The following is a 20054-nucleotide window of genomic DNA, read 5'->3' on the forward strand; positions in this document are numbered from 1 at the left end:
CACCACCGCACCACCGCACCACCGTGCCATCGCACCGCCGGGCCGCCGGACGGCCGGGCCACCGGGCCACCGGGCCGGGGCAAAGTGGCAAGACGCCCCCGGCATCACAACCCCCTTGCCGGCGCGGGACCACCGCCGGCACGGCACCATCACCAGAGCACCACCCGCACGGCAGCATCACCAGCCCAGGAACACCACCCGCCCGCAGAAATGATCGCCGGGTCAGCCCAGCCCGGTACCCTCGCGGCGCGCCACGTGGTCCGGCACCGGGATGTCCGGGGGCAGCGCAGGGTCCGGTACAGGCGCACCCCAGGTCGACGTCAGCGGCAGCGTGCCCGCCCACAGGCCCAGTTCCGCGTCCGGGCCGTCGCCGTCGTCGGGGCCGCCCGTGCGGATCTTGACGGAGGCCTCCTCCAGGGAGAGGACGAGGAGGGTGGTCGCGGCGAGTTCCTTGCGGTTCGGGAGGCGGGCGTACGACCACTGTCCGGGCGTCGCGTGTTCGGTGATGCGGCGCAGGCCGGCCAGTTTCTCGTCCGGATCGGTGACCTTGCGGGGCACCCCGTGGATCATCGCGCTGCGGTAGTTGACCCCGTGCTCGAACACCGACCGGGCCAGCACCAGCCCGTCGACATGCGTGACCGTGACGCAGACCGGCACTCCGCCCGCGAGGCTACGACTCGCGACGGACCCGTGGAGGTACAGCCGCCGCCCCTCCCTCCCGTACACCGTGGGGATCACGACCGGCCGCCCCTCGATCACCACCCCCAGGTGGCAGACGAACCCGGCGTCGAGGATCGCCTCCAGGTCGGCGCGGTCGACGCTGCCCTGCTCGCGGAGCCGGCTGTGGCGAGTGAGGTCGGTGACGGGGAGCGGGTCGGTCATGACACGAGAGGCTACCGATATCGCAGGACATAGGCTACAGATTCATCCATCACGGCACTTTCACCGCCACCGAGCAACTAAATCCGCACTCGTCATCGGCAGGTGAGAGGGTCGGGGGAAACGCACGAACCCGGAGGGACGGCAGGGATGACGGAGACGGTCACCAACTGGGCCGGCAACATCACCTACGCGGCGAAGGAACTCCATCGCCCGCGCACACTCGACGCGCTCAGGACCCTCGTGGCCGAGAGCACCCGGGTGCGGGTGCTGGGCAGCGGCCACTCCTTCAACGAGATCGCCGAGCCGGGCCCCGAAGGCACCCTGCTGTCGATCGCCGCACTGCCCCCCGAGTTCGACGTGGACACGACGGCCCGGACGGTACGGGTCTCCGGCGGCGTCCGGTACGCCGAACTGGCCCGCCGGGTGGCCGCACACGGGCTCGCGCTGCCCAACATGGCCTCCCTGCCCCACATTTCGGTGGCCGGTTCGGTGGCGACCGGCACACACGGTTCGGGCGTCGCCAACGGCTCGCTCGCGGCGGCCGTCCGCGAGGTCGAGATCGTGACGGCGGACGGCTCCACGGTGACCATCGGACGCGGCGACGCCCGCTTCGACGGCGCCGTCACCTCCCTCGGCGCGCTCGGCGTCGTCACCTCCCTCACCCTCGACTTGGAGCCCGCCTTCGAGGTCGAGCAGTACGTCTTCACCGAACTCCCGCTCGCCGGGCTGGACTTCGAGACGGTGGCGGCCTCGGCGTACAGCGTGAGTCTGTTCACCGACTGGCGGGCGCCGCGCTTCGGCCAGGTGTGGCTGAAGCGGCGCACCGACCAGCCGCCGGTCGACTTCCCGTGGGCCGCGCCCGCGACGGAGGCGCTGCACCCGGTGCCGGGGATGCCCGCGGTCAACACCACCGAGCAGCTCGGTGTACCGGGCCCGTGGCACGAGCGACTGCCGCACTTCCGGGCGGAGTTCACCCCGAGCAGCGGCGAGGAACTGCAGTCGGAGTATCTGCTGCCGCGGTCGACCGCATACGACGCACTGGACGCGGTCGACGGCATCCGGGAGACGGTCGCCGGTGTCCTGCAGATCTGCGAAGTGCGCACGGTCGCCGCCGACGCGCAGTGGCTGAGCCCCTCCTACGGACGGGACACGGTGGCCCTGCACTTCACCTGGATCGCGGACACAGCGGCGGTACTGCCCGTGGTGCGACGGCTGGAGGAGGCACTGGACCCCTTCGACGCACGCCCGCACTGGGGAAAGGTGTTCACCACTCCGGCCGAGGTGCTGCGCGGACGCTATCCGCGGCTCGGCGACTTCGCGGCGCTGGCCCGGGACCTCGACCCCGACGGCACATTCGCGAACGCCTTCGTCCGGGACGTGCTCGGCGACTGACCGGACGACGACCGACCGGTGCCGGGCTCGGCGACGAGCGGCCCGGCGGCCACGGCGACCGACTTGGCCGCGACTTTGTATGGCCCCTTTCCTAACCCCTTGTCGAACCTCGGCCGCTGCCCATAGCCTTGCGGCGCGCCGATGCCGTCGTGCCTCGGCATGACGCGAGGGGGAAGGGATGGCGGCCACTCCGCCGAAGCGCACATCACGCGACATCCGGACCGCGAACCGCTACGAGGTGCTGCGCCAGATCATCGCCGAATCACCCACCTCCCGGCAGGAGTTGGCCGCCGTCACCGGCCTGAGCCTGGCCACGGTGGCCACCCTCGTCGGTGAGCTGCTCGACCTCCACATGATCACCGAGGTCGGTTTCGAGGACTCGGCGGGGGGCCGCCCGCGCGGTCTCGTGGCGGCCAACGCGTCGGGGGGCGCGCTGATCGGCGTCGACATCGCGGAGACGTACGTCCATGTCGAGCTCTTCGACCTGGCACTGAACGTGCTGGCCCGCGCCGACGAGGACATGCGGCCCGGCGAGAGCCTGCCCGAGCAGGTGGTCAGCCATGTGGCCGCCGCCGTCGGGGCGGTGGTCGCGCAGGCCGGCATCGAGGGCGCGCGGGTGCTGGGCGTCGGGGTGAGCGTGCCGGGACAGGTGGACCGCGACACCGGTGTCTCGGAGTACGCGCCCAACTGGGACTGGCACGACGTGCCGTTGCTCGACCTGTTGTCCGAAGTCATCGCCTATCCGCTGTACTTGGACAATCCGCTGCGCGCCTGCGCGGTCGCCGAGATGTGGTTCGGCGCGGCGCGCGGACGCGGGGACGCGGTGGTCGTCAACCTCGGGACAGGTGTCGGCGCGGGGCTCGCGCTCGGCGGCGCCCTGTACCGGGGGGTGAGCAACAGCGCCGGCGAGTGGGGCCACACCACGCTCGTCCTGGACGGGCGGCTGTGCCGCTGCGGCAACCACGGCTGCGTGGAGGCGTATGTCGGCGCGCCCGGAATCATGCTGAATCTGCGGGAGTTGAGCCCCGAGAGCCCGCTGCTGCACTCCGAGGACCAGACGGCCACCATCGACGCCCTGGCCCGCGCCACGGACGCGAACGACCCCGTGGCCCTCAAGGTCGTCCGGGAGACGGCCCGTTACATCGGCGCGGGCATCGCCAACCTGGTGAACATCCTCAACCCCGAAGTCGTCGTGCTCAGCAGCTGGGTCGCCCGCAGGCTCGGCGAACCCCTGCTGCACGAGGTGCGCGAGGCCGTCCAACGGCACGCGCTCAGGCGGCCGTTCGCCGCCACCCGGATCGTCCTCTCCCCCATTCTCACCGACCCGGCGTGCCTGGGCGCGGCGACGTTCGCGCTCGAAGGGGCACTTCAGTCGGTCGGACAGAGGACCGGCAAGCGCACGACCCAGGCAAGGAGCCGTACCGCACCACCTTCATGACGACGGAAGGGATGCACATGACCCACCCCCACCCCAGGAGATCGATCCTCGTGACAGCGGCGGCCTCGCTCGCTGTCACCGGGGCCCTGCTCTCCGCACCGCCCGCGCACGCCGACGGCGTCGCACCGGCGGAAGTCTCCCCCCACGCGGCCCAGACCATCGACAACATCGGCGCGTCCGGCGCCTGGTGGGTCAACGACCTGCAGAACTTCACGCCCGCGGTCCAGTCGCGGGTGGCCCAACTCCTCTTCTCCTCCAAGGGGTTGGACCTCTCCTCGTACCGCTACAACATCGGCGGTGGCGGCACCGCGGTCACCACCCCGGCCCGCGCCGCCCAGGACTTCCTGAACGCCGACGGGACGTACGACTGGAGCAAGGACAAGGGCGGCCGGACGTTCCTGAAGTACGCGGCGAAGTACGGCGTCCAGGACCTGATCGGCTTCGTCAACAGCGCGCCCGCGCGGTGGACGACCAACGGTCAGAGCTGCGGCGGCCAGTTGAAGCCGGAGAACGAGGGCGACTACGCGAAGTACGTCGCCGACGTCACCGCCCACTTCGCCAAGCAGGGCGCGACGTTCGACTACATCAGCCCCTTCAACGAGCCGAACAACAACTTCGGCGACTGCGGTCAGGAGGGCATGCAGGTCACCGTCGACCAACGCGACGACATCGTACGGGCGTTGGGCGCCGAGCAGCGGGCCCGGCACCAGCGGACCAGCATCATCGCCGACGAGTCGAGCAGCACGGTCAGCTTCAGCACGGAGGTCCCGCAGTGGATCTCGCAGCCGGACACCGCGCAGTACGTGTCCGAGTTGGCGCATCACACGTACAACAACCCGAACGACGGCCAGTTGGGCAATGTCTACGAGACGGCGAAGACGGTCGGCAAGCCATCCTGGGCCACCGAGATCTGCTGCTTCGGCAAGGGCACCACGGGCTGGAACCAGGAGTACGACCCGACGATCGACAACGCCCTGCTGATGTCCCGGATCATCTACAAGGACTTCGCGAGCGCACACGACTCGGCGTTCCAGTGGTGGGTGGCCCTGGCGAGCGGCTACGGCACGGACCCGGCCACGCGCAACGACGCAGGCTGGAACGACGGGCTGATCTACTACGACCCCGACTACGCGACGAACGGCAACCAGACCCTGTACTTCACGAAGCGGTACTACGCGCTCGGCCAGTACAGCCGGTTCGTCCGCCCCGGCTCGGTCGCGCACAACGTGACGGGCGCGCCGAGCGGGGTGGAGGTGAGCTCCTACGACCGGGACGGCAAGTGGGTCGTCGTGGTCAACAACCAGAACACCACGGCCACTTCACTCGACCTGCACTTCAACAGCAAGGCTCCGGTGCGCGCCGCCCAGGCGGTACGGACGTCGGCCACGGAGAACTGGGCGAAGGTAGCGAAGCCGGACGTGAGCGGCTCCACGGTGTCCGCGAGTCTCGCGGCCCGCTCGATCACGACGTACGTCTTCGACCAGAAACCCCGCAAGGGCCACGGGAGTTCGACGGCCGTCACCGGCGCGCTCCAGGGCAAGCAGTCCGGCAAGTGCCTGACGGCGGACGCCTCGGGGGCCGCGATCGGCACCTGCACGGGCGGGGTCGAGCAGACGTGGTCGTACGACGCGAAGGGCGGCCTGAAGGGCGCCAACGGGTATCTGACGGTGGGGAGTTCGGGGCTGACGACCAGCGTCGGCTTCACGGGTGATCCCGGCCAGCGATGGCTGCTGAACGCCAACGGGCAGATCCTCAGCGAGGCGTCGGGGAAGTGTCTCGACGTGAGCGGGCAGGCGACCGCCGACGGCAGCAGGGTGATCCTCTACAGCTGCAACGGCGGGGCCAACGAGGCCTGGTCGAAGGTGTAGCGACCACCTGAACACGCGGTGCGGGCCGTCCATTTAACGGTCCGCACCCCCGTCACGTCCGGTATTCCGAACGCTACACAACGCTTCGAACAGACTTCGTCCAACCCCTTGCCGAAGGCTTAGGCGAAGGTTAACGTCCCGCTCCGCACCTCGAATTCAGCCACGGGCAGCTGAGCCGTGGAGCCGCAGCCGCGCGAGAGACAAGGACGTCACCATGTCGGCAATGAGCAACAGCAACTGGTCCCGCCGATCGATATTCCGGGCGGCAGCGGGAATGGCCGCGGCCGGCACGCTGGCCGCGTGCGGGGGGAACAACGGGCGGGGCGGGGGTTCCGGTTCGGGCAAGAACCTCGTCCAGTACTTCCACGCCTACGGCGAGGCGGGCACCGAACAGGCCATCAAGCGGTACGCGAAGGCGTACTCCAAGGCCAACGTGACGACGAACTGGATCACCGGCAACAACTTCGAGGCCAAGCTCTTCTCGTCCCTGCTCACCAAGCAGGCACCCGACGTCTTCGAGTTCCACCCGCAGCTCCAGCTCGTCAAGAGCGGTCAGGTGGCCGACCTCAGCGACATCATCGATCCGGTCAAGGACGACTTCAACCCGGCCGACATCAAGTCGCACACGGTCGACGGGAAGATCTACGGGATCCGGATGATCGACGACCCGCAGTTCTTCTACTACCGCAAGTCGATGCTGGAGAAGGCCAAGGTCGAAGTCCCCACCACCCTCGACGAGTTGCTGGAGGCCGCCGCCAAGCTCACCACGAGCAAGGTCAAGGGCGCCTACCTCGGCAACGACTTCACGGCGGTCCAGAACCCGATCATCTGGTCGGCCGGCGCCGACACGATCGACGCGAACAACCAGATCGCCTACCACACGGACGGCGTCGTCGAGGGCCTCAAGAAGCTCCGTCAGCTGTTCACCAGCGGCCATGTGCTGCTGGACGCCCCGACCGACTTCTGGGACCCGTCCTCCCTCAACCAGGGCCTGTGCGCCATCCAGTGGGGCGGCATGTGGTCCATGCCGGCGATGCAGGAGGCGCTCGGCGACGACCTGGGCATCTTCCCGTTCCCCAGCATCGGGAGCGCGGGCAAGCAGTCGGTGTACAACGGCGGTTGGTCGATGTTCGTCAACGCCAAGGGCGAGAACGTCGAGGCGGCCAAGGCGTACGTCAAGTGGCTGTGGATCGACCAGAAGAAGTACCAGGAGGACTGGGCGACCTCCTACGGCTTCCACATCCCGCCGCGCACCTCGATCGCCGCCGGCGCCACCAAGCTCAAGTCCGGCCTGCCCGCCGAGGGCGTGAAGCTCTTCACGGACTACGGCCACTTCGACAACATCGCCTACGACCAGACGATGCAGACCGCGTTCGCCGACGTGATCGCCAACTCCATCCGCAAGAACGGGAATCCGGAGGCCGCGCTCGACGCCTGCGACAAGAAGGTCAACGTCGAGCTCAAGAAGCTGTTCGGATAGGCCGGACGGAACACGACATGTCGACCACCACCACGCGCGGGGTCGCCCAGCCCGCCGCGGCCAAGGCCTCCCAGGCCCGGCCGCGGCGGGGCCTGCGGTCCAACGCCACCCTGAACTTCTGGCTCTTCACCGGCCCGTTCCTCATCGGCCTGGTGATCTTCGTCTTCGTCCCCATCGGCTGGAGCGTCTGGCTCAGCTTCTTCGACGCCCGGTACACCGTCACGCCGAGCCATTTCATCGGCTTCGACAACTACAAGCAGATCCTGACCAACAGCAACTTCCCCCAGTCGCTGCTGACGTTCACGGTGTTCGCCGCGTTCATCGTGCCGACCACCTGGGCGCTGTCGCTGGGTCTGGCCCTGCTGGTGAACCAACTGCGGTTCATGCGGGCGTTCTTCCGGTCGGTGTTCTTCCTGCCGACCGCCGTCTCCTACGTCGCCGCCGCGCTGATCTGGAAGATGTCCATCTTCAGCGGCGTCCGCTTCGGTCTGATGAACACCGTCCTCGGCTGGTTCGGCGTCGACAACATCGCCTATCTCGCCAACCCGAGCCCGCCCTGGTACTGGCTGGTCATCGTGAGCCTGCGGCTGTGGATCCAGTCCGGCTTCTACATGATCCTGTTCCTGGCGGCGCTGCAGAACATCCCGGCCGAGCTGTACGAGGCCGCCGAGATCGACGGCGCCAAGCGCGGCTGGCAGACCTTCCGGTACATCACGCTGCCCCAACTCCGCGCCACCTCGACGGCGGTGGTCCTGCTGCTGCTTGTCGCCGCCTACCAGGCGTTCGACGAGTTCTTCAACATCATCGGCACCAAGGCCACTTGGGCCCAGACCCCGCTCATGGAGCTGTACAAGGCGGCCCTCGGCACCAGCCAGGACTACGGCGCCGGCAGCGCGGGCGCGGTCATCCTCTCGCTGCTGATCTGCGTCGTCACGCTCGCCCAGGGCAAGATCATGGGCTTCGGAAGGGGGGAGGAGTCCAAGTGACCACCACCGCACCTCGGTTGGCCAAGAAGCGCAAGAAGCGCGGCAGTGTCCTCGGCAACACGGGCCTGTACGTCGCCGTCGGCATCGCCGCCCTGCTCTTCCTGATCCCCTTCTATCTGATCCTCCGCAACGCCCTCTCCACGGACCCGGAGATCACCGGCGAGAACTGGAAGGTGCTCCCCTCCTTCCAATGGGGCAACATCTCCGAGCTGTTCGACGATCCGACCGTCCAGTTCGGCCGCGCGCTGTGGAACTCCACGGTCGTCGCCGTCCTGATGACCGTCGGCACCCTGCTGATCTGCTCACTGGCCGGCTACGGCCTGGCCCGCATCCCCTACAAGCACTCCAACAAGGTCTTCTACGTCGTCCTGGCGACCCTGATGGTGCCGACGGCCGTCACCTTCGTGCCCAGCTTCGTCCTCGTCTCGTCCCTCGGCTGGGTCGACACCTACCGGGGCCTCATCATCCCGGGCCTCTTCAGTGGTTTCACCTGCTTCCTCTTCCGGCAGTACTTCCTGGGGTTCCCCAAGGAGTTGGAGGAGGCGGCACGCGTGGACGGACTCGGCTACTGGGGCGCGTACTGGCGGATCGTCGTGCCCAACTCGCTGAACTTCTTCGCGGCGATCGCCACGATCACCTTCATCAGCGGCTGGAACGCCTTCCTCTGGCCGCTGGTCATCGGCCAGGACCCGAACTCCTGGACCGTCCAGATCGCCCTGTCGTCGTTCATGACGAACCAGACCGTCAACTTCCATCTCATCTTCATGGCCACCGCAGTTTCCATCCTGCCCCTGGTGTTCGTGTTCCTCTTCCTCCAGCGTTGGCTGGTACAGGGCATCGCACAGACCGGCATCAAGGGCTGACACCCGCATCTCACGACCTGGAGACCGATGACTTCCAGCACCGCCGTCGACTACATAGAGGACGTCTCACCGGGCAGCGGAGCCCTCCCACCCCGCGCCCGATACGCGTCCTCGGACGCGAAGTCACTGTCACTGAACGGCAGTTGGCGTCTCCGTGTGTCGGCGACGGCCGACGCCGAGGACGACTCGTTCGCCGAGGAGGGCTACGACGCCGGGGACTGGGCCGAGGTCACGGTCCCCGGCCACTGGGTCCTGCAAGGGCACGGCTCCCCCATCTACACCAACCACCTCTACCCCTTCCCGGTCGACCCGCCCCGCGTCCCGACCGAGAACCCGACCGGCGACCACCTCCGCGTCTTCGACCTGCCGTCCGAGTGGCCCTCGGACGGCGGGGCCGTACTCCGCTTCGACGGCGTGGAGTCCTGCGCCCGTGTCTGGCTGAACGGCGCGGACATCGGGGAGTTCAAGGGCTCCCGGCTGCCGCACGAGTTCGCGGTCGGACACCTCCTCAAGCCCAGCGGCAACGTGCTCGCCGTCCGCGTCCACCAGTGGTCGGCGGGCTCGTACCTGGAGGACCAGGACCAGTGGTGGCTGCCGGGCATCTTCCGTGACGTCACCCTGCTGCACCGCCCGCCGGGCAGCGCCCTCGACTTCTTCGTGCACGCCTCCTACGACCACCACGGCGGTACGGGCACCCTCCGCGTCGACTCCGACGTCGACGGCCGGATCACCGTGCCCGCCCTGGACATCGATGTCGCGACCGGCGACTCGGTCACCGTGGCGGTGCGGCCGTGGACGGCCGAAACCCCGTACCTCTACGACGGGTTGCTCACCACCGAGGGCGAACGCGTCCCCCTGCGCATCGGCTTCCGGACCGTCGAACTCTCCGACGGCCTCATCAAGGTCAACGGCAGGCCGATCCTCTTCAAGGGCGTCAACCGCCACGAGTGGCACCCCGAGAAGGGCCGCGCCCTCGACCTGGAGACCATGCGCGAGGACGTGCTGCTGATGAAGCGGCACAACATCAACGCGGTCCGCACCTCCCACTACCCGCCCCACCCCGCCTTCCTCGACCTGTGCGACGAGTACGGCCTGTGGGTCATCGACGAGTGCGACCTGGAGACCCACGGTTTCACCGAACAGGCCTGGCGCGACAACCCCGTTGACGACGACCGCTGGACACCGGCGCTCCTCGACCGCGCCGCCCGCATGGTCGAACGCGACAAGAACCACCCGTCGATCGTCATCTGGTCCCTGGGCAACGAAGCCGGCACCGGTCGCGGCCTCACCGCCATGGCGGAGTGGATCCACGGCCGGGACCGCTCACGGCTCGTGCACTACGAGGGCGACATCAACTGCCGTGACACGGACGTCTATTCACGGATGTACGCCGGCCACGCCGAGGTCGAGCACATCGGCCGGGACCTGGACGGCGGCGCCCTCAAGCGCCGCCGACTCCCGTTCATCCTCTGCGAGTACGCCCACGCCATGGGCAACGGCCCCGGCGGACTCGCCGACTACCAGCGCCTCTTCGAGTCGTACGAGCGACTCCAGGGCGGTTTCGTCTGGGAGTGGATCGACCACGGCATCAAGGACGAGCGCCACGGCTTCGCGTACGGCGGTGACTTCGGCGAGGAGCTGCACGACGGGAACTTCGTCTGCGACGGCCTGGTCTTCCCGGACCGCACGCCCTCGCCCGGCCTGATCGAGTACAAGAAGGTCATCGAGCCGGTCTCCGTCGACAGCCCCGAAGGCTACGACGGCTCCGTACGGATCACCAACAAGCACGACTTCGCCGACCTGTCCGCATTCACCTTCCAGTGGTCCTACCAAGTGGACGGCGAGACCGTCGAGTCGGGCCCGTTGACGGTGCCGCCGCTCGCGCCCGGCGAGTCGGCCGATGTGAAGCTGCCCGCACCGCCCGTGGAGTCCGACGGCGCCGAATCCCGGTGGACCGTACGAGCGTCGCTGGCGGCCGACACCGCGTGGGGCCCCGCCGGACATGTGGTCGGCTGGGGGCAGTTCCCGGTCACGGCACGTCCGTTGCCGTCCGTCTCCGCCACCGCCAGGCCGGTGCTCGACGGGCGGCGGATCACCCTCGGCCCGGGCTCCTTCGACGCCCGTACGGGCGAGTTGAAGGCGATCGGCGCGGTGGAGGTGACCGGTCTCCGCCTCGACGTATGGCGGGCGACCACCGACAACGACGACGGCGCCTCCTGGCAGACGGACGTGCGCTTCGGCCTGCTCTGGCGGAAGTTGGGCCTGCACCGGATGCGACACCGCCTGGACGGCGTGGAGTTGGGCGAGGACGCGCTGACCGTGCGCACCCGGGTGGCGCCCGCCGCCTGGGAGATCGGCCTGGCCACGGTGTACCGCTGGACCTCCGACGGCGAGCGGCTGCGGCTGACCGTGTCCGTGGGGCCCGAGGGCGACTGGACGGTCCCGCTGCCGAGGCTCGGTGTCCGCTTCGGACTCGACGCGAGCGCCTCCCGCGCCACCTGGTTCGGCGGCGGTCCCGGCGAGGGCTACCCCGACACCAAGTCGGCCTCCCAGCTCGGCCGTTGGGAGTCCTCGGTCGACGACCTCCAGACCCCCTACGTCCGTCCGCAGGAGAACGGCGCCCGGGCCGACGTCCGTTGGGCGGAACTGGGCGGCCTGCGGATCGACGGCGACCCGGAGTTCTGGTTCACGGCCCGCCGCTGGACCACGGAACAACTGGACGCGGCCGGCCACCGCACGGACCTCACACCCGGCGACACCGTATGGGTGAACCTCGACCACGGCCAGCACGGCATCGGCTCGCAGTCCTGCGGCCCGGGCCCGTTGCCGCAGTACTTCCTGAACGCCCGACCGACGGAGTTCTCCTTCGTGTTCTCGGAAAACGTGCACTCGGAAGCCCCGGTGACCAGTTGACCGGCACCGCCTTGAAATCGTCCGCGGCCGACCGGCTCTTCGCCCGGTCGGCCGCGGTCGCGTCCTGCGTCGGCTTCGTCCTCATCGGCATGCTCCAGGCCCTCTACGGCCCCGCGATCCCGGGCCTGCGGCATGAGTTCGGCCTGTCCCCCTCATCCGCCGCCCTCGGTCTGAGCCTGCACTTCACGGGTGGCGTCGCCGGTGTCCTGGCCTTCAACGCGATCCACTCCCGGATCAGCAACAGGGCCCTGCTGGCGTGGAGTTACGGCCTGATGGCGGCGGGCGCCGCGGGTTTCGCACTCGCGCCGAACTGGCCCCTCGCGCTGGCCGCCGCGTTCCTCGGAGGCCTCGGCTTCGGCGGCCTCGACTACGGCCTCAACCAGCTCTTCGCCGTCGGCTTCGGCAACCGTTCCACCGCCATGCTGAACGTGCTCAACGCGCACTTCGGCATCGGCGCGGTGCTCGGCCCGGCGGTCGTGGCCTGGCTCGGCCCGGACGACTACCCGTACGCGTTCGGGGCGTGCGCGGCACTGGCGGCGGTCCTGGTGTTCGCGGGCTCAACCGGCGTACGTACACGTGTATCTGACGCTCCAGCAGCGACAAAGGAGAAGGGCCGCCTGGGGCTGTCCCGTGTCCTCGTCGGCTTCCTGGTCCTCTACATCCTCAACGTGGCCGTCGAGGCGGGCGTCGGCGGCTGGGAGCCGACGCACCTGGAGACGATCGGCTACACCGCGACCGTGGCCGCGTCGGCGACCTCCGTCTACTGGCTGATGATGACCGCCGGCCGCTTCCTCGTCGTACCGATCACCCTGCGGTACGCCCCCGAGCGCATCCTCGCGGTGTGCGCGGCCGGGATGACGGTGTGTCTGCTGTTGACACTGGTTAAAGGAGTGGCACCGGTCGCCTATGCCGGTGTTGGCTTGTTCATCGCGCCGGTGTTTCCGACCGGCCTGGCCTGGCTCAACACGGCGCTCCCCCAGGCCGGACGGGCCGGCGCGTGGGTGATCGCGGCCTCGAACGTCGGCGGGGTGGCGGCTCCGCCGCTGCTCGGTGTCGGGATCGAGGCCTCCGGGATCCACGCGGTGCCCTGGCTGTTGACCCTGCTGTCGGGCGCGTCGCTGCTGGCGACCGTCCACTTGATCCGACTGACGAGGAGATCCGCTTCATGACCGCCCTGTACCGGCTCACCCGAAAGCTGATCCTGTGAACGCGAGCAGCATCGAGGTACGCGGCCTCTCCCGCACCTTCCACACAACTGTCCGACGCCCGGGCCTGGTCGGCGGTCTGCGCTCCCTCGTCAACCCGGAGCGGGTGCCCAAGTACGCCGTCTCCGACGTCACGTTCGATGTGGCCCCGGGTGAACTCCTCGCCCTGCTGGGCCCGAACGGCGCCGGCAAGTCCACCACCATCAAGATCCTCACCGGCATTCTCCGGCCCACCTCGGGCGAGGCCCGGGTCGCGGGCGTGGTGCCGTACGAGGAGCGGGAGCGCAACGCCCGCAACATCGGCGCGGTGTTCGGGCAGCGCACCCAGTTGTGGTGGGACCTGCCGGTGCGCGAGTCGTTCGCGATCCTGCGGGACATCTACGAGGTGCCGAAGGCCCAACACGCTTCTCGGCTGCGGGAGTTCGACGACATCCTCGAACTGTCCTCCTTCTGGGACACGCGGGTCCGCCACCTCTCCCTCGGCCAGCGGGTGCGCTGCGACCTGGCCGCCGCCCTGCTGCACGACCCGCCGGTCGTCTTCCTGGACGAGCCGACCATCGGCATGGACGTGGTCGTGAAGGAGCAGGTGCGGGAGTTCCTGCGGCACCAGGTGGAGGAGCGCGGCCGTACGGTCCTGCTGACCACGCACGACATGACGGAGGTCGCCCGGCTCGCCGAGCGGGTCGTCCTCATCAACCACGGCCGACTCGTCCTGGACGGCACCCTCGACGAGATCCGCCGTACGTTCGGCTCGACCTGGCAGATCCGCGCGACGCTGGCCGACGCGCACGCCGAGGTCGTGGCCCTGCCCGGCATCGCGCTGGTGCGGCGGGACGGCCCGCAGGTGGTCTTCGGTCCGGACGGGTCCGAGGGGCCGACCGTGCACCAGGCGCTGAAGCAGGTCATCGAGCGGTACGAGGTGACGGAAGTCGCCATGGACGAGGCCGACTTGGAGGACGTGATGCGGGCCGCCTACGTCCAGGCCGGGCCGCCGGCCGAGGAGGCCTGACATGGCCGCTCCGCACGCCTGGCGCGCTGCCCGTGTCACCCCGCTCGGTGAACTCCTCGCCCCGCCCCGCATCACGGCCGCCCTGCTCCGTCTGTCGGTGCAGGTGGTCCTGGTGGCGTCCCTGTGGCGCGGCCTGTACTCCCACACCGGCGCCACCGCCGGACTCACCCGCGACCAGGCGGTGACGTACGCCGTCCTGGCCGTACTCGCCTCCCGGCTGCGGGAGTTGGACCAGCAGGCGGGCCGGGACACGGTCCTCCAGCACATGCACTTCGGCACGATCATCTACTGGTATCTGCGCCCGCTGCCGCCCCAGCGCTACTACGCGCTGCGGGCGTTCGGCGAGCAGATGTACGGACTGGCCTGGGCGTTGACGGGCTACGCCGTCTGCCTCGCGGTCGGGGTCGTGGAGCCACCCAAGTCACCTGCGGTGGCAGGGGTGTTCGCGCTGAGCATGCTGCTCGGCCAGCTCGTCCTCTACTACGTCATGCTCCTCATCGACCAACTCTGTTTCTGGACGCTCCGCAACGGCGCCGCGATGCTCATCCTGATCTTCGCGCAGAACCTGCTGTCCGGGGTGTACGCGCCGTTGTGGTTCTTCCCGGACTGGTTCATCACGATGAGCCGCTTCCTGCCGTTCCAGGCGACGCTCAGCGTCCCGCTCTCGATCTACGTGGGCCGCGTCCCGCTGTCCGACGCGGGCGCCCAACTCGCCCTGCAGGCGCTGTGGGTGGTGGCCCTGTCCCTGTTCACCCGGTTCCTGTGGCGGCGCGCCGCCCGTCGAGTCGTAGCCCAAGGAGGTTGAGTCGAATGAAAGCCGTCCGGATCGTATGGCGCATCACGCGCCTCAACTTCCGTGCCCAACTCGAGTACCGCACCGAGTTCTTGCTGATGATCGCGATCGGCGCGATCTGGCAGGTGTCGGTGATCGTGTTCGCGACCGTACTGCTCACCCGGTTCTCCGGGATGGGCGGCTGGGACAGTTCCGACGTGCTGCTGATCCCGGCGACGCGGATGCTGGCGCACGGTCTGATGGTGCTGTTCCTGGGCCGTATGCACGGCATCGGCCGGTACATCCAAGAGGGCCGTATCGACATCTACTTGGTGCGCCCGATGCCGGTCCACCGCCAGGCGCAGTTGGAGTACTTCCCCACGAACGCCATCGGCGACCTCACGGTGGCGGCCGGCCTGATGGTCGGCGCGCTCAGCCGCAGCCAACTGGACTGGACGGCGGGCCGCACCGCGTATCTGATCGCCGCGCTGCTCGGCGGGATGCTCCTGGAGGCGGCCCTGTTCACGACCGTGGCGAGCGCCTCCCTCCGCTACCCGTCGGCCGACTACTGGAGCCGCTGGCTGGAGGACCTCCTGGGCACCTTCGGCAACTACCCGCTCAACGTCCTGCCCCGCGCGGTCGGCGGCTTCCTCACCTACGGCCTCCCCCTCGCCTTCGTCGCCTTCCTCCCGGCCGCCGTACTGACCGGGCACGGCCACGACATCGGCGTCCCGTACTGGCTCGCGGCGGCCTCACCACTGGTGGGTGTGCTGGCGTATCTCGGGTCCCGGCTGCTGTGGCGCTGGAGCCTGGGCCACTACACGGGAGTCAACGGGTGAGCACACCAAGGGAGTTATGACCCAGGTCTCACAACGGCCGTGCGGCAGATCCGCAGTCGATCCAACAGCCCCGGCTGCGAGCCGGCTTCGGTTGTCGAGGTCACTCCCCACGCCCCGACGATCGTGGAAACGGGCGACGCGGTGAGCCTGAAGCTCAGCGCGGGCTGACGGAGCCGACCGACTGGGCCCCCCGGCCCTGAGCGTGCGCGCGAGCCGCTCAGGGCCGGAGACCGCTCGCGATGTCGCCCAGGGCATCTTCAGCCATGCCACCCAGTGCGGGGGCGTCGAACGGAACCTCACTCACGCCTGCCGCGAACCCACCGGCGCCCGCCCCAACTCCCGTATCCCCGCGATCGGCGAAGCCACCACCCACACCGCCGACATCGCTCCCCCGACCGCCGCGACCACCAGCGTCACCCTCAACCCCATCAACGTGGCCAGTCCGCCGCCGACCAGCGCCCCCAGCGGGCGTACCCCGTAGTTGACCGTGTTGTAGGCACCGGCCACGCGGCTGCGGAGGCCGTCGGGGACCACCGAGGCCTGGAGGGAGTTGAGGTTGACGTCGAGGAGCATGACGCCGAAGGCGGAGAGGAACTCGGCCGCGCCCAGGGTGCCGAGGCGCGTCCAGGTCGGGCCGGTCGCCGCCGCGATGAGGGCGATGGGGGCCGGGTAGAGGACGGCCCCTGCGACGATGCTGCGGCCGATGCCGATCCGGCGGGCGATCGCGGGGGACGTCACCGCACCGAGGAGGCCGCCGCCGGCGCCGATGCCGAACGCCAACCCGATGGCCCCCGGGGAGAGTTGGAGGACCCGGTCGGCGAACAGGACGAGCAGGCCGGTGCTCGCCAGGAAGGAGAAGAAGTTGAGGGTGGTGGCGCAGAGGAGGCCCGCGCGCATGACGGGCTCGCGGAGCACGAAGGTCAGGCCCTCCTTCGCACGCCGTAGCAGTGAAGGTCCGGCCGAGGCCGTACGCACCGGCTCGTCGACCCGTGTGCGGCCGACCAGTACCGCCGACGCCACGAACGACAGCGCGTCCGCGAGCACCGCGACCGGTGCCGTCAGCGCCTGGACCAGGCCGCCGCCGACCGCCGGGCCGGCGATGAAGGACACCGATCTGCTCGCGCTGAGCTTGCTGTTCGCCTCGACGTACGACTCCGGCGGTACGAGGTGGGCGAAGAACGACGAGTACGCCGTGTTGAACACGACCGCGGCCGTGCCGGTCAGCAGGGCGACCGCGTACAACTGGCCGAGCGTGACGGTGTCGAGGGCGTAGGCGATCGGGAGAGTGAGCAGCACGGCCGCCCTGAACAGGTCGGCGAGCAGCATGAGTTGACGCTTGCCGGGGCGGTGGTCGACCCACGCGCCCAGGAACAGGCCCAGCAGGTTCGGCGTCCAGACGAGGGCGGTCAGCAGCGCGACCTGGTTCGCGGAGCCGTGCAGCACGCCGACCGCCAGCAGCGGCAGGGCCAGTTCGGTGATCCGGTCACCGAACTGCGAGACGGACTGGCCGGACCAGAAGCGTACGAAGCGCCGGTCCCGCCAGAGGGAGTCCGACGCGGGCCGGGGAAGCCGGGGAGACCGGAGAGGTCGCCTGACCTTCACTCCGTGACGTCCGTCTCGGGGCCCTGCGGCAGCGCGTAGGTGAGGAGCCGTACATCCCGAGTGCCCGGGGGTCGCTCGTCCGGTTCGCGGACGACGTACGGCGCGATCAGTTCCTCCAACGCGTCCTTCAGCGCGGCCAGTTCGGCCGCCGTCACCACGATCCGCGTGTTGCTCGCGCCGGCGAGCCGCGCCCATTCCGGTTCCAGATCGGGCGCGGTCTCGGTGAGCCAGCGCAGCGGCAGTTCGGCGTTCCGCGCGAACATCTCGCCGGCCAGCAGCCGCGCCGCCGACCAGCCCTCCTCGTCCGCCGGCACCTCGACACGGAAGCCCCGCGCCACCGCCGCCCAGCGCCGCTCCCGCCGGTCCGTCCCGCCCTCGGCGTCGCGGACGAGGCCGAAGCCGGCGAGATGGCGCAGATGCCAGCTCGTGACGGACGGGGTGGCACCCACATGCGGGGAGAGCCGGGAGGCGGTGGCGGGGCCGTGGCGCTGGAGGCGTTCGAGGATCGCGAGCCGGACGGGGTGCGCCAGCGCGCGCATGGCCTTCGGGTCGGATATCTCTATGTCACCGAAACGGTTGCCGGAATCCATGGTCTGAGAGTGTCGTCTCAGAATGTGTGAGAGTCAACTGTCAGTTCTCGCACGCCCGTTGGATCTCACGCGGGCCGCGGCGTCAGACGCTTGTGGCCCTTCCTGTCGTAGTAGACGGCCATGGCGAAGCCGAAGAGCAGGCCGATGGCCGTGCCGACCGCGATCATCGTCCAGGCGCGGGTGAGGCCGGCGTCGCCGCGGGCGTCGAAGTAGAGGATCGCCCGTACTCCGTCGCTGAGTTGGCGCATGGGCTCGAAGTGGGAGAGGAAGCGGTAGAAGCCGGGGACGGCCTGGAGCGGGACGGTCGCGCCGGAGGACGGCAGGCCCAGGACGATGAACACGAACATGGAGACGAGCTGGCCGATCCCGCCGAAGGCCGCGTTGATGGCCTGGACGCCGAGGCCGACGGCGAGGGCCGCGCAGTAGGAGTAGATCCACAGCAGCGGGATGTGGGTCGCGTCCATGCCGAGGATGCTGACGCTGGCGAGCATGATCAGGGAGACGCTGAGGAGGGTGATCCCGGCCGTCATGAGCATCTTCAGGAGCAGTGTCTGGGTGCGGTCGATCGGGACGGTGGGGCGGCGGGTGTGCCAGGGGCCGATCTCGTTGTCGGCGTAGCCGAGAGCGGTGTCGACGCCGTTGCTGATGACGTTGCCGCCCATGAATCCGGCGAGGACCAGCAGCAGGGTGTAGTAGAAGGCGGTCAGGCCGATGCCGCTGTTGGCGCCGATGGGGTGGCCGACCTGGGTGGCGATCAGCACCGGGTCCGCGAGGAACAGCTTCTGGGTGGCGTCGGCCTTCGTGGCCGCCGCGCCGAGCTGCTTGCCGATGGTGAGCGAGGCCTGCTGGGCGGCGGTCGTGGAGATCCTGCTCGCGAGGGAGGAACCGAGGCTGCCCTTGCCGGGGTTGGTCAGCACGGTGATCGTCGGCCGGGTGGTGGCGTTCGTGGTGGTGAGCGCGGCGACGGAGTTCGTGAAGTCGGCGGGGATGACCAGGGCGCCGTAGATCTTGCCCGCGTCCAGTTCGTCCTGCGCCTGGGCTCTGGTCAGTTGGCGCCAACCGGCCGCGCTGCTGCTGGTGTCGGTGACGATGGAGTGGGCGATCTGGGTGCCCAGGTTCTGCTGCTGCCCGGTGAGCGGCTTGCCGGTGTCGCTGTTGACGAGGGCGATGGGCAGGTCGTGCAGTTCGCGGTTGGGGTTGACGATGCCGCCCATGTAGAGGAGGGACAGCAGCAATGCGAGCAGGCCGGTCAGCACGGTGGGGATGAGCCACAGTTTGGGGCGGCCGAGGAGTGCGGTGGCGCGGAGGCCGGTGGGGGCGGGGGTGCCCGAGTCGTCTTCCATGGTGGGCAAGTCTGCTGCCGGAGTCCGGCGGGGCGGCGCGGAAACGCGCCGGAGCCCGCTCTTGTTATTGACTATTGTCCTAAGGGCTCTGGTTACCGCAGGTCAGGGGAGAGGTGATGTGTCGTGGCGCGTGCGGGACTCACCGCCGACCGGGTCGTGGCGGCCGCGGCCGACCTCGCCGACGAGGTCGGATTCGAGAACGTCAGCCTGTCCGCCCTGGCCCGCGGCTTCGGCGTGAAGGACGCGAGCCTGTACTCGCACGTCAGGAACCTCCAGGATCTGCGCACCCGGGTCGCGTTCCTCGCGGGCGGCGAGCTGGTCGAGCGGATCGCCGTCGCGGTCGCCGACCGTACGGGCCGGGAGGCGCTGGCCGCCTTCGCCGACGCCTACCGGGACTACGCCCTGGAGCACCCGGGCCGGTACGCGGCCACCCAGATCCGCGTCGACCAGTCCCTGATCGCCGCCTCCCCCGCCCTGCGCCGCACCGCCGAGATCACCTACGGCCTGCTGCGCGGCTACGGCCTGGAGGAACCCGATCTCACCGACGCCGTACGGCTGTTGCGCAGTACGTTCCACGGCTACTGCGCGCTGGAGTCCACGGGCGGCTTCGGGGCGCCGCGCGATGTGCTGCGCTCCTGGGAGCGGGCGGTCGAGGCCCTGCACGTGGCACTGACGCACTGGCCGCGCGAGGCCGGGTCCGGGGCGGGCTGACGGAGACGACGGTTCCGGTCCGCGCCCCAGGTGCCCCGTGGACCACTTAGACTGAAAGCTTCGCGCACGTCACGTGCCACCCTGGGGGAGGGAGCGCACTGTGTCTCAACAGCGGCTGGGACACGGCCCCTTGAGAACGTCCGGGGCCCACGGACCCGTCC

At 69.5% G+C, this 20054-nt stretch carries 16 protein-coding genes; 12 read left to right on the plus strand and 4 right to left on the minus strand.

Translation table 11 applies throughout. The features are described 5' to 3' along the window. Window positions 1–222 precede the first annotated feature (222 nt). Window positions 223–882 carry a pyridoxamine 5'-phosphate oxidase family protein gene (locus JHN63_RS28520; RefSeq protein ID WP_200685946.1) on the minus strand — a complete coding sequence of 220 codons (660 nt, stop codon included), beginning with the start codon at window positions 880–882 and terminating at the stop codon, window positions 223–225. A gap of 147 nt (window positions 883–1029) precedes the next feature. Here JHN63_RS28520 and JHN63_RS28525 point away from each other — a divergent pair, with 147 nt between their 5' ends. From JHN63_RS28525 to JHN63_RS28575, 11 genes are all read left to right on the plus strand, one after another. Further along, entirely contained in the window at window positions 1030–2274 is a 1245-nt protein-coding gene (locus JHN63_RS28525; protein WP_200685948.1) for an FAD-binding protein, read from the plus strand. Between the two features lie 178 nt (window positions 2275–2452). Continuing rightward, complete coding sequence (locus JHN63_RS28530; protein ID WP_200685950.1) at window positions 2453–3712, plus strand: ROK family transcriptional regulator; 1260 nt, start codon at window positions 2453–2455, stop codon at window positions 3710–3712. An 11-nt stretch (window positions 3713–3723) separates the two neighbouring features. Then, on the plus strand, window positions 3724–5580 hold the full coding sequence (locus JHN63_RS28535; RefSeq protein ID WP_200685974.1) for a glycoside hydrolase: 1857 nt from the start codon (window positions 3724–3726) through the stop codon (window positions 5578–5580). Between the two features lie 214 nt (window positions 5581–5794). Further along, window positions 5795–7060, plus strand: coding sequence for an ABC transporter substrate-binding protein (locus JHN63_RS28540; protein WP_200685952.1), 1266 nt, complete (start codon window positions 5795–5797; stop codon window positions 7058–7060). A 17-nt stretch (window positions 7061–7077) separates the two neighbouring features. Beyond that, window positions 7078–8046 carry a carbohydrate ABC transporter permease gene (locus tag JHN63_RS28545; RefSeq protein WP_200685954.1) on the plus strand — a complete coding sequence of 323 codons (969 nt, stop codon included), beginning with the start codon at window positions 7078–7080 and terminating at the stop codon, window positions 8044–8046. Then, window positions 8043–8909, plus strand: a complete 867-nt coding sequence (locus JHN63_RS28550; RefSeq protein ID WP_200685956.1) for a carbohydrate ABC transporter permease — start codon at window positions 8043–8045, stop codon at window positions 8907–8909. Before JHN63_RS28545 ends, JHN63_RS28550 begins: the two co-directional genes overlap by 4 nt. A gap of 27 nt (window positions 8910–8936) precedes the next feature. Beyond that, the gene (locus tag JHN63_RS28555) at window positions 8937–11822 is read left to right on the plus strand and encodes a glycoside hydrolase family 2 TIM barrel-domain containing protein (protein WP_200685957.1); all 2886 of its coding nucleotides are present in this window, start codon (window positions 8937–8939) and stop codon (window positions 11820–11822) included. Continuing rightward, complete coding sequence (locus JHN63_RS28560) at window positions 11819–12991, plus strand: sugar MFS transporter (protein WP_200685959.1); 1173 nt, start codon at window positions 11819–11821, stop codon at window positions 12989–12991. Before JHN63_RS28555 ends, JHN63_RS28560 begins: the two co-directional genes overlap by 4 nt. Before the next feature lie 34 nt (window positions 12992–13025). Beyond that, entirely contained in the window at window positions 13026–14036 is a 1011-nt protein-coding gene (locus JHN63_RS28565; RefSeq protein WP_200685961.1) for an ATP-binding cassette domain-containing protein, read from the plus strand. Between the two features lies 1 nt (window position 14037). After that, on the plus strand, window positions 14038–14841 hold the full coding sequence (locus JHN63_RS28570; protein ID WP_200685963.1) for an ABC-2 family transporter protein: 804 nt from the start codon (window positions 14038–14040) through the stop codon (window positions 14839–14841). Between the two features lie 5 nt (window positions 14842–14846). Beyond that, the gene (locus tag JHN63_RS28575; protein ID WP_200685965.1) at window positions 14847–15647 is read left to right on the plus strand and encodes an ABC transporter permease; all 801 of its coding nucleotides are present in this window, start codon (window positions 14847–14849) and stop codon (window positions 15645–15647) included. A gap of 300 nt (window positions 15648–15947) precedes the next feature. Here JHN63_RS28575 and JHN63_RS28580 read toward each other — a convergent pair whose 3' ends face one another. The 3 genes from JHN63_RS28580 to JHN63_RS28590 all read right to left on the minus strand — a co-directional run bounded on the left by JHN63_RS28580 (window position 15948) and on the right by JHN63_RS28590 (window position 19182). Then, complete coding sequence (locus JHN63_RS28580; RefSeq protein WP_200685967.1) at window positions 15948–17249, minus strand: MFS transporter; 1302 nt, start codon at window positions 17247–17249, stop codon at window positions 15948–15950. After that, a complete protein-coding gene (locus JHN63_RS28585) occupies window positions 17246–17839 on the minus strand; it encodes a helix-turn-helix transcriptional regulator (RefSeq protein ID WP_200685969.1) in 594 nt (197 codons plus the stop codon). Before JHN63_RS28585 ends, JHN63_RS28580 begins: the two co-directional genes overlap by 4 nt. A 65-nt stretch (window positions 17840–17904) precedes the next feature. Beyond that, a complete protein-coding gene (locus JHN63_RS28590; RefSeq protein ID WP_200685971.1) occupies window positions 17905–19182 on the minus strand; it encodes a YhgE/Pip domain-containing protein in 1278 nt (425 codons plus the stop codon). A 123-nt stretch (window positions 19183–19305) separates the two neighbouring features. On the opposite strand from JHN63_RS28590, the gene JHN63_RS28595 reads away from it, so the two are divergent. After that, complete coding sequence (locus JHN63_RS28595) at window positions 19306–19893, plus strand: TetR-like C-terminal domain-containing protein (protein WP_200685972.1); 588 nt, start codon at window positions 19306–19308, stop codon at window positions 19891–19893. Window positions 19894–20054: the final 161 nt, after the last annotated feature.

It is taken from the genome of Streptomyces sp. MBT65, assembly GCF_016612545.1.
GTDB lineage: Bacteria > Actinomycetota > Actinomycetes > Streptomycetales > Streptomycetaceae > Streptomyces.